Source organism: Pseudogulbenkiania ferrooxidans 2002 (assembly GCF_000174355.1).
GTDB lineage: Bacteria > Pseudomonadota > Gammaproteobacteria > Burkholderiales > Chromobacteriaceae > Pseudogulbenkiania > Pseudogulbenkiania ferrooxidans.
Genome location: NZ_ACIS01000003.1, coordinates 196,183 through 210,504 on the forward strand (window position 1 = coordinate 196,183; position 14,322 = coordinate 210,504).

Consider the following 14,322-nt stretch of genomic DNA (forward strand, 5'->3'; position numbering starts at 1 on the left):
AAAATAGAAATATATAGTGAAAAATTTACAATATTAGTTTTTATACTATGCCTTCTCGCTGGACACCAATTCCAGCGAACAAGACCGCATCGAGCGCCCACCTGCGCTCGCCCGGTCCATAACAAGCAGCCGCTCAGTGCTGCACGAAATAAGGCGGCGCCACGGCCAGATCGGCCCGGACGCCCTTCCCCGCTCAAAGATGGAGAAACCTGATGCAGAACCAGCAAGACCACTTGCACCGAGGCCTCGAAGAGAGGCATATCAACCTGATGGCGCTCGGCGCCGCGATCGGCGTCGGCCTGTTCCTGGGATCGGCCAGCGCGATCAAGATGGCCGGCCCGGCGATCATGATCTCGTACGCGCTGGGCGGCTTCGCCATTTTCCTGATCATGCGCGCGCTGGGCGAAATGGCGATCCACAACCCGGTCGCCGGCTCCTTCAGCCGCTACGCGCAGAACTACCTCGGCCCCTTGGCCGGCTACCTCACCGGCTGGAACTACTGGTTCCTGTGGATCGTCACCTGCATGGCCGAAATCACCGCGGTCGGCGTCTACATGGGCGTGTGGTTCCCGGACGTGCCGCACTGGATCTGGGCGCTGTCGGCACTGGTGCTCATGGGCTCGGTCAACTTCATCGCGGTCAAGACCTACGGTGAATTCGAGTTCTGGTTCGCGCTGATCAAGATCGTCACCATCGTGCTGATGATCATCTCCAGCCTCGGCATGATCGTGTTCGGCTTCGGCAACGGCGGCATCGCCACCGGCATCGCCAACCTGTGGACGCACGGCGGCTTCATGCCCAACGGCGTCAAGGGCATCCTGATGTCGATGCAGATGGTGATGTTCGCGTATCTGGGCGTGGAGATGATCGGCCTGACCGCCGGCGAAGCCAAGAACCCGAAGAAGACCCTGGCGCGTGCCGTGGACTCGGTGTTCTGGCGCATCCTGATCTTCTACGTCGGCGCGCTGTTCGTGGTGATGTCGATCTACCCGTGGGACCAGATCGGCACCAGCGGCAGCCCGTTCGTGATGACCTTCGAGAAGATGGGCATCCCGGCCGCCGCCGGCATCATCAACTTCGTGGTGCTGACCGCCGCGCTGTCCTCGTGCAACAGCGGCATCTTCAGTACCGGCCGCATGGTGTACAACCTGGCGCAGCAAGGGCAGGCGCTGCCGATGTTCGCCAAGGTGGGCAAGAACGGCGTGCCGAACGCCGCCGTGCTGATCTCGGTGGTGATGCTGCTGGGCGGCGTGCTGCTCAACTACCTCGCCCCGAAGGAAGTGTTCACCTGGCTCACCGCGATCTCGACCTTCGGCGCGATCTGGACCTGGGCGATCATCCTGCTGTCGCAGCTGAAGTTCCGCCGCACCCTGAGCCCGGCACAGCTGTCGGCCCTCGAGCATCGCATGCCGCTGTTCCCGTACGGTTCGTACATCGCGCTGGCCTTCCTGGTGCTGGTGGTGGGTCTGATGGCCTACTTCCCGGACACCCGCATCGCGCTGGTGATCGGCCCGGGCTGGCTGGTGCTGCTGGTGGTGCTCTACTATGCCCTGGGCTACCACCGCCAAGGCGGCGAGCCGGCACTGAAGGCCGCGCGCCAGTCGGCCTAAAGCGTTCCCCGGCAAGAAAAACGGCGACTCATCGAGTCGCCGTTTCAGGCTGCGGACAAGGTGCTTTGATTCTTTTTGACAGGACCCGGCAAAGCCGGGCCTCTCCACCTCAGTAGTTGATTCCGCAGCCTGCCACTTTATTCCCAATCCTTCGCTGAGCGAATCAAAGATTCGCACGCAGTCCGCCCTTGCCCTGTAAGGGAGCCTCGCGGTGCTCGAGAGGACTTAATCAACAAAAAACGGCGACCCGATGGGGCGCCGTTTTTTTATCGCCATGCCTTCGGGTTCAGCCGAAGAAGTCCTTCAGCTTGTCCATGAAGGACTTGGCGCGCGGGTTGTGCATGGCGGTATCGCCCTGGCTGATCGCCTCGAACTCGCGCAGCAGCTCCTTCTGACGCTCGGTGAGGTTGATCGGGGTTTCCACCACCACGTGGCACAGCAGGTCACCGTAGTCGGAACCACGCACCGACTTGATGCCCTTGCCGCGCAGCCGGTACTGGCGGCCGGACTGGGTTTCCGCCGCGATCTTCACCTTGGCCAGACCGTCGAGCGTGGGGATTTCCACTTCGCCGCCGAGTGCCGCCGTGGCGAAGGAAATCGGCATCTCGCAGTGCAGATCCATGCCGTCGCGCTGGAACACCGGGTGCGCCTTGATGTGGGTCACCACGTACAGGTCGCCCGCCGGGCCGCCGTTCTGCCCCGCCTCGCCCTCGCCGGACAGACGGATACGGTCGCCCTCGTCGACGCCGGGCGGAATCTTGACGTTGAGCGTCTTGTGGGTCTTGACCTGGCCGGCGCCGTGGCACTTGTGGCACGGGTCGGTGATCTGCTTGCCGCTGCCGTGGCAGGTCGGGCAGGTCTGCTGGATCGAGAAGAAGCCCTGGCTCACCCGCACCTGGCCGTGACCGCCGCAGGTCGGGCAAGTCTTGGGCTGGGTGCCCGGCTTGGCGCCGCTGCCGTGACAGACGTCGCAATTCTCGTGCGACGGGATGCGGATCTGCTTCTCGCAGCCGCGCGCCGCCTCTTCCAGCGAGATCTCCATGTTGTAGCGCAGATCGGCGCCACGGTAGACGTTGGAGCGTCCGCCACCGCCGCGCCCACCGAAGATGTCGCCGAAGATGTCGGAGAAGGCGTCGGCGAAATCGCCGAAGCCCTGGCCGCCGCGCGCACCAGCAGCATTGGGATCGACCCCGGCGTGGCCGAACTGGTCGTAGGCCGCGCGCTTCTGCCCGTCGGACAGTATCTCGTAGGCTTCCTTGACTTCCTTGAACTTGTCTTCGGCTTCCTTGCTGTCCGGGTTGCGGTCCGGGTGGTGCTTCATCGCCAGCTTGCGGTACGCCTTCTTGATGTCGTCGTCGGAGGCATCGCGGTTGACACCGAGAGTGTCGTAATAATCACGTTTGGACATGCTGTTCTACCTTGGGGCCTCCCATCAGGGGCAGGCGGAAAGGGAATTCCGAAACAGGAAAGGCACAGAGGCCAGAGGAAAGCCCCCGGAACCCTGTGCCTCTCTAGAGCCGCCCGACGCTGGGCGCATGGCGGCGTCGCGGCGGGCTCCAGGCGCAAGAACGCTTACTTCTTGTCCTTCACTTCTTCGAACTCGGCATCGACCACGTCGCCTTCGTCCTTGTTGCCGGCGCCAGCCGGCTGTTCGGCACCGGCTTCGCCCTGGGCCTGGCTGTACATCTGCTCGGCCAGCTTGTGCGAAGCGGTCATCAGCGCCTGGACCTTGGCGTCGATGGCGTCCTTGTCGTCGCCCTTCACCACTTCTTCGGCTTCCTTCAGCGCGGCTTCGATGGCGGACTTCTCTTCGGCGGAGATCTTGTCGCCGTGTTCGGCCAGCGACTTCTTCACCGAGTGGATCATGCCTTCACCCTGGTTGCGGGCCTGTACCAGCTCGTGCAGCTTCTTGTCTTCTTCGGCGTTAACCTCGGCGTCCTTCACCATGCGCTGGATTTCTTCCTCGGACAGGCCGGAGGACGCCTGGATGGTGATCTTGGCTTCCTTGCCGGTGCCCTTGTCTTTGGCCGACACGTGCAGGATACCGTTGGCGTCGATGTCGAAGGTCACTTCGATCTGCGGCATGCCACGCGGCGCGGCCGGGATGTCGGACAGGTTGAACTGGCCCAGCGACTTGTTGGCCGAGGCCTTCTCGCGCTCACCTTGCAGCACGTGGATGGTCACCGCGGTCTGGTTGTCGTCGGCAGTGGAGAAGGTCTGCTGCGCCTTGGTCGGGATGGTGGTGTTCTTCTGGATCAGCTTGGTCATGATGCCGCCCAGCGTCTCGATACCCAGCGACAGCGGGGTCACGTCGAGCAGCAGCACGTCCTTGCGGTCACCGGACAGCACCGAACCCTGGATGGCGGCACCGACGGCCACGGCTTCGTCCGGGTTGACGTCCTTGCGCGGCTCCTTGCCGAAGAACTCCTTCACCGCTTCCTGCACCTTCGGCATGCGGGTCTGGCCGCCGACCAGGATCACGTCGGCGATGTCGTTGATCGACACGCCGGCGTCCTTCAGGGCGACACGGCACGGCTCAATCGAGCGGGCGATCAGGTCTTCCACCAGGCTCTCGAACTTGGCGCGGGTGATCTTCATCGCCAGGTGCTTCGGACCAGTGGCGTCCATGGTGATGTACGGCAGGTTGACTTCGGTCTGCGAGGCCGAGGACAGCTCGATCTTGGCCTTTTCCGCGGCGTCCTTCAGGCGCTGCAGCGCCATCACGTCGTTCTTCAGGTCCACGCCCTGCTCGCGCTTGAACTCGGTCACGATGTAGTCGATCAGGCGCTGGTCGAAGTCTTCACCACCCAGGAAGGTGTCGCCGTTGGTCGACAGCACTTCGAACTGGTGCTCGCCTTCGACGTCGGCGATCTCGATGATCGAGATGTCGAAGGTGCCGCCACCCAGGTCATACACGGCGATCTTGCGGTCGCCTTCCTGCTTGGCCAGACCGAAGGCCAGCGCGGCCGCGGTCGGCTCGTTGATGATGCGCTTGACGTCCAGACCGGCGATGCGGCCGGCGTCCTTGGTGGCCTGGCGCTGGCTGTCGTTGAAGTAGGCCGGCACGGTGATCACGGCTTCGGTCACTTCTTCGCCGAGGTAGTCTTCGGCGGTCTTCTTCATCTTGCGCAGCACTTCGGCGGAGATCTGCGGCGGCGCCAGTTCCTGGTCACGCACCTTGACCCAGGAGTCGCCGTTCTTGGCCTTGGTGATCTCGAACGGCATCAGGTCGATGTCCTTCTGCACTTCTTTTTCTTCGAAGCGGCGGCCGATCAGGCGCTTGATGGCGTACAGGGTGTTCTTCGGGTTGGTCACCGCCTGACGCTTGGCCGGGGCGCCGACCAGGATCTCGCCGTCTTCCATGTAGGCGATGATGGACGGAGTGGTGCGAGTGCCTTCGGCGTTCTCGATCACTTTCGGATGGCCGTTCTCGATCACCGACACGCAGGAGTTGGTGGTGCCCAGGTCGATACCAATGATTTTGCCCATGTTTAATTCCTTTCCTTGACTCTTTACGGCGTACCGCAATCGCGATAGTCAGCGCCTGTTGACTGGATAGGTAATGGCTATGCCCACGTTTTCAAGAGGGCTTCGGCCAACCTTTTTACTGTTGGCTCTTGGCCTTGGCGACCACGACCATGGCCGGGCGCAACACGCGATCGGCCACTTGGTAGCCCTTCTGCATCACGCGCAGCACGGTGTTGGGCTCGGCGTCCGCTTCCTCGGTGCTGATGGCCTGATGGCGGTGCGGGTCGAGCGCCTCGCCCACCGGGTTGATTTCCTTGATCTGCGCTTTGTCGAAGGCCGACACCAGCTGTTTCAGCGTCAGGTCGACGCCGAACTTCAGGTTGTCGAACTGGCCGCTCTGGTCGGCCAGCGCCATCTCCAGGCTGTCCTTCACCGCCAACAACTCGTTGGCAAACTTGTTGATGGCGTACTTCTGTGCGTTCACCACCTCTTCGGCCGTACGACGGCGCAGGTTCTCCATTTCGGCGCGGGAGCGCAGAAACTGCTCGCGGGCTTCGGCCAACTCGATTTCCAGTGCGGCAACGCGCGCCTCCGTGGTCGGCTCGACCGCGCTGTCGGCGGGAGCCTGGGCGGCGGCGCTGTCCACGGCCTCGTTAACCGGATTCTGTTGGTTTTCCTGCATGACGATTCCCTTGTTAGCTAGGCGATTGAGGATGACCTGACGCTAGGTAGGGGCTTTGGCGAAAATTTCAAGAGAGCGCGGTCGATGCGCAAGCGAACCAAGCAACCGCTCGTTTGGGAACTTTTGCTTTCGGAAATGGAAAAAAACAGCGTGGCATTTCATTCGTTTTTTGTCGGTTTTGTTACCTTTTGAAAACAAAGGATTTTTTTGTGCTGCACTGCACACATTACGTTTTTTTTATGTTTAAATGGACTCACAGCACACGACGACCAGCAGGTCTGTCTCCCTTACGGAATAGGCTTCGGCGGTCGGAAACGACAACGGGCAAAACACGTTGTCAATAAAAGGTGACGGTAAAACCGATTCATCATAGCCAGAGGAATGCCGGCTGAATTTACCGGTTTACTAAGAAACGTAATCGAGAAGGATTCAAGCATGACCACTCGCGAACAACGCATTGCCGCCATCCAAAAAGACTGGGACGAAAATCCGCGCTGGAAAGGTATCAAGCGCGGCTACACCGCCGCCGACGTAGAGCGCCTGCGCGGCTCCGTCCAGGTGGAACATACCTTGGCTCGTAACGGTGCTGAAAAACTGTGGAACCTGGTCAACAACGAGCCCTACATCAACTGCCTGGGCGCGCTGACCGGTGGCCAGGCCATGCAGCAGGTGAAAGCCGGCATCAAGGCCATCTACCTGTCCGGCTGGCAAGTCGCCGCCGACAACAACGAATACTCCGCGATGTACCCGGACCAGTCGCTGTACCCGGTTGACTCGGTGCCGAAGGTGGTCGAGCGCATCAACAACGCCTTCACCCGTGCCGACGAAATCCAGCACTCCAAGGGTCTGGAAAAAGGCGATGCCGGCTTCGTCGATTACTACGCTCCGATCGTGGCCGATGCCGAAGCCGGTTTCGGCGGCGTGCTGAACGCCTACGAACTGATGAAGGCGATGATCCGCGCCGGCGCCGGTGGGGTGCACTTCGAAGACCAACTGGCTTCGGTGAAGAAGTGCGGCCACATGGGTGGCAAGGTACTGGTACCGACCCAGGAAGCCGTACAGAAACTGATCGCCGCCCGTATGGCCGCTGACGTCTACGGCGTACCGACCCTGGTGATCGCCCGTACCGACGCCGAAGCCGCCGACCTCTTGACCAGCGACTACGACGAGAACGACAAGCCGTTCCTGACCGGCGAACGCACTGCAGAAGGCTTCTACAAGACCAAGAAAGGTCTGGAGCAGGCCATCAGCCGCGCTATCGCCTACGCCGAATACGCCGACCTGGTATGGTGCGAAACCGGTACCCCGGATCTGGAATTCGCCCGCAAATTTGCTGAAGCCGTACACGCCAAGCACCCGGGCAAGCTCTTGGCCTACAACTGCTCGCCGTCCTTCAACTGGAAAAAGAACCTGGACGATGCCACCATCGCCAAGTTCCAGCGCGAGCTGGGCGCCATGGGCTACAAGTACCAGTTCATCACCCTGGCTGGCATCCACTCCATGTGGTACAACATGTTCGACCTGGCGCAGGACTACGCCAAGCGCGGCATGTCGGCCTACGTCGAGAAGGTACAAGAGCCGGAATTCGCCGCCCGCGAACGTGGCTATTCCTTCGTCTCGCACCAGCAGGAAGTCGGTACCGGCTACTTCGACGACATCACCACGGTAATCCAGGGCGGCAAGTCCTCGGTGACCGCGCTGACCGGGTCGACCGAAGAAGAACAGTTCCACTAAGATCCAAGCGTTCGACTGAACGGCAATTCGACCCTGCCGTCTGTGTCAAGCAACCCCCGCCACGGCGGGGGTTTTTCGTTGCGGCACCTCATCCATTGCTTCCCGGCGCAACGAGGGCAACGGGGGGCCCCCACATCCTGGCAGGCAGCCACTGCACGCCGCCCTGATCTCGAACAAATCAGCAGCGCATCTCCCGACACACTCCCGCTATTCGCCGTGCCCAACCGGACACAAGAAGGTCGTCGCGGCCTTCATGCCAAGGGTCGGCCAGCGGCGGACCCGGCCGACAGCTGGACTGCAAGCCATCGGCAGCCCAACAAAAAGGCCGGCAAAAGCCGGCCCTGGATGCCTACGGAGAGTCGCCTCGGTCAGGTACGCACGTGCAGCAGCGAGCGGCGGCGCGAATAGCCGAAGTACACCATCAGGCCCAGCACCAGCCAGATCACGAAGCACAGCCAGGTCAGCGCCGCGAGCTGCGTCATCAGGAACACGCAGAACACGATGGCCAGCGCCGGTACGTAGGGCACGCCCGGGCAGTGAAACTTGCGCGGCAGGTCCGGTTCGCGCTTGCGCAGCAGGATGATGGCGGCGGCGATCAGCGAGAACGCGGCCAGGGTGCCGATGTTCACCAGCTCGGCCAACGTACCCAGCGGCACGAAGCCGGCGATCAGCGCAATGAGGGTGCCGATCAGCCAGGTGGCCTTGTACGGCGTGCCGTACTTCGGATGCACCTCGGAGAACACCTTGGGCAGCAGGCCATCGCGCGACATCGCGAACAGGATGCGGGTCTGCCCGTAAGTCATCACCAGGATCACCGTCAGCATGCCGAGAATGGCGCCCAGGTCGACGAAGCCGGCGAACCAGTCGAGCTTGGCCACCTGCAACGCCAGCGATACCGGGTGATCGATGCCCTTGAACTGCATGAACGGCACGATGCCGGTCATGATGGCGGACACGATCACATACAGCACCGAGCAGATCGCCAGCGACCAGATCACCCCCTTCGGGATATCCTTCTCAGGGTTCTTCACCTCTTCTGCAGCACAAGTCACGGCGTCGAAGCCGAGGAAGCTGAAGAACACGATGGCGGCACCGTGGAACACGCCGGTCATGCCGTACGGCAGGGCCGGATTCCAGTTGGCCGGCTTGACGTGCCACACCGCGATGGCGATGAACAGCACCACCACCGCCACCTTGATCATCACCACCACGTTATTGACCTTCTTCGATTCCTTGATGCCGAACGCCAGCAGCGCGGTAATCAGCATGGCAATCACGAAGGCCGGCAGGTTGAACACCGTCTCCACGCCGGGGCGGGCACCTGCCGCGGCGGTCAGCGCATCCGGCAGATGCAGGCCGAAACCGGCGATCAGGCTCTGGAAGTAGCCGGACCAGCCCACTGACACGGCGGAGGACGCCAGCAGGTATTCCAGCATCAGGTCCCAGCCGATGATCCAGGCGATCAGCTCGCCCAGCGTGGCGTAGGCGTAGGTATAGGTGGAACCCGACACCGGCAGCATGGAGGCGAATTCGGCGTAGCACAGCGCGGCGAAACCGCAGGCGATGGCGCCGATGACGAAGGACAATACCAGGCCGGGGCCGGCCACGGTGGCGCCGGTGCCGGTCAGGACGAAGATGCCGGTGCCGATGATGGCGCCGATCCCCAGCATGGTCAGGTCAAAGGCGGACAGCTCCTTGCGGAGCCCCTGTGAGGTGTGGGCGGCAGACAGCATGCCCCTCACGCTCTTCTTGCGCATCAAGCTCATGTTTCAAACAATCCCCGAGTGTTCGCGGTGTGCCAAATGCCATGCGCCCGCAGTGTGGCGGGCGCATGGCAGGAATGGATCAGGGCACACGGTGCTCCGAAAATAACTCGTCTACGCGCGAAGATAGCCAATAAAGCCACCGCCACGAAGACGAAACGGCGTGATATTACCTCAATGCCAAGGTCAGACAAGGTAAAACTCACCCCCCGACTTCGCCACTGTCATAGCCGCCACGGCCCAGGCTGCGGCAATCCGGCAAACAGGCGCGCAAAATAGCAGCCTTCGCCCTCTATCGGAAACACTGCGCCCCGATCCATTGATCCAGCGCAATTTCACACCTTATTCCGCCACAAGGCGAAGGTGTCGGCTAGGCCGCCACATGCCGCAGCGAACGACGCCGCGAGCAGCCGAATGCCCTACCACCAAACACCGCCAGGTCGGCGCCACGAGCGGCGTAGCGGGCATGCCGACCATGAGCAGCGCCGCGCTCAACCCCAGTAGCCCGGCGCGGCGTAACAGGCCTTGAGATGGTCGATGAAGTGGCGCACCCGCAGCGGCAGGAACTTGCGTTGCGGCACCATGGCGTACACGGGGTAATCCGGCGAGGAAAAGCTGTCCAGCACCGTCACCAGCCGCCCTTCGGAGAGATCGTCCTTGACCTCCCACAACGAGCGCCAGGTGAGCCCGTACCCCTGCAGCGCCCAATCGTGCAGCACCGCGCCGTCGTTGCATTCCAGCGTGCCGGAGACCTTGAGATTGACCGGCTCGCCGTCGCGGGTGAAGGTCCAGCCGCGGCTCTGACTCTCGCCCAGCGACAGGCAGTTGTGCTGCGTCAGGTCGTCCAGCGTGCGCGGAGTGCCGTGGCGCGCCAGGTAGCTCGGCGCGGCCACCACCACGCGATAGTTTTCGGCCAGGCGGATCGCCACCAGGCTGGAGTCGGAGAGGTCCGAAATCCGGATGGCGCAGTCGACGCGGTCGCGCACCAGGTCGACCAGGCGGTCCGACAGGTCGAGCGTCACCTTCACGTCCGGGTGCAGCTGCTGAAAACTGGCGGCATGCGGGGCGACGTGACGGCGGCCGAAACCGGCCGGGGCACTTACCCGCAGGTGACCACGCGCCCGCGCGCTGCCGGACGCCACCGCCGCCTCGGCTTCGGCCAACTCGGCCAGGATGCGCAGGCTTTCCTCGTAAAAGGCGCTGCCCTCCTGCGTCAGCGTGACGCTGCGCGTGGTGCGCACCAGCAGCTTGGCGCCGAGGCGCTCCTCCAGGGCATCCAGACGGCGGCCGATCACGGCCGGCACCACCCCCTCGATGCGCGCCGCCGCCGACAGGCTGCCGTGAGCCACCACCGCGACCAGGGTTTCGAGTTGCTTGAACGTGTCCATTAGCTCACAAAAAGTAAAAGATGCTATGGCATCTTAGGTCTTTTTTTGTCACATAAACATCACTAAACTGATCCCAGCGCATCGCGATACCATTTATGCCAAATTAAGAGGGAATATTCCCCTGGTGTCGCCACGAAAAACCCAGGCCGGTTGATCGGGGACCAGCCCCAACGGAAACGAGAGAGAGTAACGTCATGACCCAACGAACCCCTTGCCATCGACTGCAGGTTGCCACCGTCCTCCACGCCTTCATCGAACAGGAAGTCCTGCCGGGTAGCGGCATCGGCTCCGCCGCGTTCTGGTCCGGTTTCGATGTCCTGGTGCACGAACTGGCGCCGAAGAACCGCTCCCTACTCGCCGAGCGCGACCGCCAGCAGAGCGAAATCGATACCTGGCACCGCCAGCATCCGGGCCCGATCGCGGACATGGCCGCCTACAAGGCGTTCCTCACCTCCATCGGCTACCTGAAGCCGGTGCCGGCCGACGGCCGCATCAGCACCAGCAACATCGACAGCGAAATCGCCGAGCAGGCCGGCCCGCAGCTGGTGGTGCCGGTGATGAACGCGCGCTACGCCCTGAACGCCGCCAACGCGCGCTGGGGCAGCCTGTACGACGCGCTGTACGGCACCGATGCCATCGCCGAGGACGATGGCGCCAGCCGCAGCGGCGGCTACAACCCGGTGCGCGGCGCCAAGGTGATCGCCTTCGGCCGTGACTTCCTCGACGCCAGCGCGCCACTGGAAACCGGTTCGCACCACCAGGCCGCGGCCTACCGCGTGGCCGGCGGCCAGTTGCAGGTCGAGCTGCAGGACGGCCGCACCAGCTCGCTCAAGCAGCCGGAGCTGTTCCTCGGCTACAACGGCGACGCAGCCGCGCCGACCTCGGTGCTGCTCAAGCAGAATGGCCTGCACTTCGAGATCCAGATCGACAAGAGCAGCCCGATCGGCGCCCAGGACGGCGCCGGGGTCAAGGACATCGTGATGGAAGCCGCCATCACCACCATCATGGACTGCGAGGACTCGGTCGCCGCAGTCGACGCCGACGACAAGGTCGTGGTGTACCGCAACTGGCTCGGCCTGATGCAGGGCACGCTGACCGAAGAAGTGAGCAAGGGCGGCAAGACCTTCACCCGCGCCCTCAACCCGGACCGCCGCTATACCGCCGCCGACGGCAGCACGCTGACGCTGCACGGCCGCAGCCTGATGTTCGTGCGCAACGTCGGCCACCTGATGACCAACCCGGCCATCCTCGACGGCGACGGCCACGAAGTGCCGGAAGGCATCATGGACGCCGTGGTGACCACGCTGATCGCACTGCACGATCAGCAGCGCCGCGGCAACTCGCGCGCCGGCTCGATCTATATCGTCAAACCGAAGATGCACGGCCCGGACGAAGTCGCCTTCGCCGACGAGCTGTTCGGCAAGGTGGAACAGCTGCTCGGCCTGCCGCAGTACACCGTCAAGCTCGGAATCATGGACGAGGAACGCCGCACCAGCGTCAACCTCAAGGCCTGCATCGCCGCCGCCCGCCATCGCGTGGCCTTCATCAACACCGGCTTCCTCGACCGCACCGGCGACGAGATGCACACCTCGATGGAAGCCGGCCCGATGATCCGCAAGGGCGACATGAAGACCTCGAAGTGGATCGCCGCCTACGAGCGCAACAACGTCCAGGTCGGCCTCGACTGCGGCCTGCGCGGCCACGCCCAGATCGGCAAGGGCATGTGGGCGATGCCGGACCTGATGGCCGAGATGCTGAAGCAGAAGATCGGCCACCCGAAAGCCGGCGCCAACACCGCCTGGGTTCCGTCCCCCACCGCCGCCGTGCTGCATGCGCTGCACTACCACCAGGTCGACGTGCAGGAGGTGCAGAAGGCGCTGGAAGACCAGTACCTCGACGTGCAGGACGACCTCCTGACCATCCCGGTGGCGGCCAATCCGAACTGGTCGGCCGAAGACATCCAGCAGGAGCTCGACAACAACGCGCAGGGCATCCTGGGCTACGTGGTGCGCTGGATCGACCAGGGCGTGGGCTGCTCCAAGGTACCGGACATCCACAACATCGGCCTGATGGAAGACCGCGCCACGCTGCGCATTTCCAGCCAGCACATCGCCAACTGGCTGCGCCACGGCATCGTCACCGAGGCGCAGGTGAAGGAAACGCTGCAGCGCATGGCCGCCGTGGTGGACGGCCAGAACGCCGGCGATCCGGCCTACCAGCCGATGGCCCCGGCGTTCGACACCTCGATCGCCTTCAAGGCCGCCTGCGACCTGGTGTTCCAGGGCTGCGCCCAGCCGTCCGGCTACACCGAGCCGCTGCTGCACCACTGGCGCCAGGTGGAGAAGGCGCACGCGCTGTAAGAACCGAGGCGAAAGAGCGTCCTCTTCCTCAATGCAAAGCGGCCCGTCAGGGCCGCTTTTTCGCTTCCTTTCACCTGGCCAATACTTCTCTGACAGCGGTTTTGTCTAAGAAAAGACAATACTGTAGACAAAATACTTTGCCATGATTCACCACGGCACGCCCCCCGGACGCAGCCTCACTCCCGCCCCACGGCAAAACCGACAATATTCTGACAATAACAACAGAAACTCAGACATTTCATTGCGCGCGTACGGCAAATTTTTTTTGTGCTTTGCCATAAAATTGCCACGATGCCGCAACATGAGTCCCGGTTTCGGCCCGATACCGCACAAGGAGTCTCCATGAAGTCGCTGTTCCCCCGCACCCTGCTGCTGGCCGCCGTCGCCACGGCCCTGTCCGCCCCGCTGCTGGCTGCCGAGATGAAATCGGTGGCGGTCACCGCCATCGTCGAACACCCGGCGCTCGACGCCGCCCGCAAAGGCATCGAGGACGAGCTCAAGGCCGCCGGCTTTATTCAGGGCAAGAACCTGAAGTACCAGTTCCAGAGCGCCCAGGGCAACACCGCCACCGCCGCGCAGATCGCCCGCAAGTTCATCGGCGACACCCCGGACGTGATCGTCGGCATTGCCACCCCGAGCGCCCAGGCATTGGCCGCCTCGACCAAGTCGATCCCGGTGGTGTTCTCCGCCGTGACCGATCCGGTTGCCGCCAAGCTGGTGAAGGACTGGAAGCCATCTGGCACCAACATTACCGGCGTCTCCGATGCACTGCCGCTGGCCCCGCAGATCGAGCTGATCAAGAAAGTGAAGCCGGGCGTGAAACACGTCGGCATGGTGTACAGCCCGGGCGAGGTGAACTCGACCATCGTCGCCAAGGAACTGAAGGCCGAACTCGCCAAGCAGGGCATGTCGCTGGTGGAGGCGTCCGCCGCCCGCACCGTGGACGTGCCGTCCGCCGCCAAGAGCCTGGTCGGCAAGGTCGACGTGATCTACACCACCACCGACAACAACGTGGTGTCGGCCTACGAGTCGCTGTATAAGGTCGCCGTCGACAGCAAGCTGCCGCTGGTGGCCGCCGATACCGACACGGTGAAGCGTGGCGCCGTCGCCGCGCTCGGCCAGAACTACTACGACATGGGCCGCCAGACCGGCAAACTGGTGGTGCGGATCCTGAAGGGCGAGAAGCCGGGCGCGATCGCACCGGAAGTCGGAACCAAGCTCAATCTGGTGGTCAACCCGGCCGCGGCCGAGAAGCAGGGCCTGAAGCTGTCGCCCGAGCTGGTCAAAACCGCCAAAGAAGTCATCAAGTAAGCCAGT

General features: G+C 63.0%; 9 protein-coding genes. 4 read left to right on the forward strand and 5 right to left on the reverse strand.

Annotation, left to right across the window (positions count from 1 at the left end):
* Positions 1 to 212: 212 nt before the first annotated feature.
* A complete protein-coding gene (locus FURADRAFT_RS06010; protein ID WP_008953238.1) occupies positions 213 to 1,610 on the forward strand; it encodes an amino acid permease in 1,398 nt (465 codons plus the stop codon).
* Positions 1,611 to 1,896: 286 nt separating this feature from the next.
* Here the strand turns inward: FURADRAFT_RS06010 and dnaJ are convergent, their stop codons facing one another.
* The 3 genes from dnaJ to grpE all read right to left on the reverse strand — a co-directional run bounded on the left by dnaJ (position 1,897) and on the right by grpE (position 5,760).
* Entirely contained in the window at positions 1,897 to 3,018 is a 1,122-nt protein-coding gene (gene dnaJ / locus FURADRAFT_RS06015) for a molecular chaperone DnaJ (protein WP_008953239.1), read from the reverse strand.
* A 164-nt stretch (positions 3,019 to 3,182) separates the two neighbouring features.
* Positions 3,183 to 5,099 (reverse strand): molecular chaperone DnaK, encoded by a 1,917-nt coding sequence (dnaK, locus tag FURADRAFT_RS06020; RefSeq protein WP_008953240.1) that lies wholly within the window; start codon positions 5,097 to 5,099, stop codon positions 3,183 to 3,185.
* A gap of 115 nt (positions 5,100 to 5,214) precedes the next feature.
* Positions 5,215 to 5,760, reverse strand: coding sequence for a nucleotide exchange factor GrpE (gene grpE, locus FURADRAFT_RS06025; RefSeq protein ID WP_008953241.1), 546 nt, complete (start codon positions 5,758 to 5,760; stop codon positions 5,215 to 5,217).
* A 435-nt stretch (positions 5,761 to 6,195) separates the two neighbouring features.
* Between grpE and aceA the strand changes: the two genes are divergently transcribed.
* A complete protein-coding gene (gene aceA, locus FURADRAFT_RS06030; RefSeq protein ID WP_008953242.1) occupies positions 6,196 to 7,494 on the forward strand; it encodes an isocitrate lyase in 1,299 nt (432 codons plus the stop codon).
* A 368-nt stretch (positions 7,495 to 7,862) separates the two neighbouring features.
* On the opposite strand, the gene FURADRAFT_RS06035 is transcribed toward aceA, so the two are convergent.
* On the reverse strand, positions 7,863 to 9,260 hold the full coding sequence (locus tag FURADRAFT_RS06035) for an amino acid permease (protein WP_008953243.1): 1,398 nt from the start codon (positions 9,258 to 9,260) through the stop codon (positions 7,863 to 7,865).
* Positions 9,261 to 9,748: 488 nt separating this feature from the next.
* Positions 9,749 to 10,645 carry a LysR family transcriptional regulator gene (locus tag FURADRAFT_RS06040; protein WP_008953244.1) on the reverse strand — a complete coding sequence of 299 codons (897 nt, stop codon included), beginning with the start codon at positions 10,643 to 10,645 and terminating at the stop codon, positions 9,749 to 9,751.
* Between the two features lie 194 nt (positions 10,646 to 10,839).
* Here FURADRAFT_RS06040 and FURADRAFT_RS06045 point away from each other — a divergent pair, with 194 nt between their 5' ends.
* Both FURADRAFT_RS06045 and FURADRAFT_RS06050 read left to right on the forward strand, forming a co-directional pair.
* On the forward strand, positions 10,840 to 13,005 hold the full coding sequence (locus tag FURADRAFT_RS06045) for a malate synthase G (RefSeq protein ID WP_008953245.1): 2,166 nt from the start codon (positions 10,840 to 10,842) through the stop codon (positions 13,003 to 13,005).
* Positions 13,006 to 13,347: 342 nt separating this feature from the next.
* Positions 13,348 to 14,316, forward strand: coding sequence for an ABC transporter substrate-binding protein (locus tag FURADRAFT_RS06050; protein ID WP_008953246.1), 969 nt, complete (start codon positions 13,348 to 13,350; stop codon positions 14,314 to 14,316).
* Positions 14,317 to 14,322 lie beyond the last annotated feature (6 nt).

What these genes read in the sequence shown, in the direction of transcription:
- FURADRAFT_RS06010 (WP_008953238.1), top strand. Translation starts at nt 213, where the DNA reads ATGCAGAACCAGCAAGACCACTTGCACCGAGGCCTCGAAGAGAGGCAT.
- dnaJ (WP_008953239.1), bottom strand. Translation starts at nt 3,018, where the DNA reads ATGTCCAAACGTGATTATTACGACACTCTCGGTGTCAACCGCGATGCC.
- dnaK (WP_008953240.1), bottom strand. Translation starts at nt 5,099, where the DNA reads ATGGGCAAAATCATTGGTATCGACCTGGGCACCACCAACTCCTGCGTG.
- grpE (WP_008953241.1), bottom strand. Translation starts at nt 5,760, where the DNA reads ATGCAGGAAAACCAACAGAATCCGGTTAACGAGGCCGTGGACAGCGCC.
- aceA (WP_008953242.1), top strand. Translation starts at nt 6,196, where the DNA reads ATGACCACTCGCGAACAACGCATTGCCGCCATCCAAAAAGACTGGGAC.
- FURADRAFT_RS06035 (WP_008953243.1), bottom strand. Translation starts at nt 9,260, where the DNA reads ATGAGCTTGATGCGCAAGAAGAGCGTGAGGGGCATGCTGTCTGCCGCC.
- FURADRAFT_RS06040 (WP_008953244.1), bottom strand. Translation starts at nt 10,645, where the DNA reads ATGGACACGTTCAAGCAACTCGAAACCCTGGTCGCGGTGGTGGCTCAC.
- FURADRAFT_RS06045 (WP_008953245.1), top strand. Translation starts at nt 10,840, where the DNA reads ATGACCCAACGAACCCCTTGCCATCGACTGCAGGTTGCCACCGTCCTC.
- FURADRAFT_RS06050 (WP_008953246.1), top strand. Translation starts at nt 13,348, where the DNA reads ATGAAGTCGCTGTTCCCCCGCACCCTGCTGCTGGCCGCCGTCGCCACG.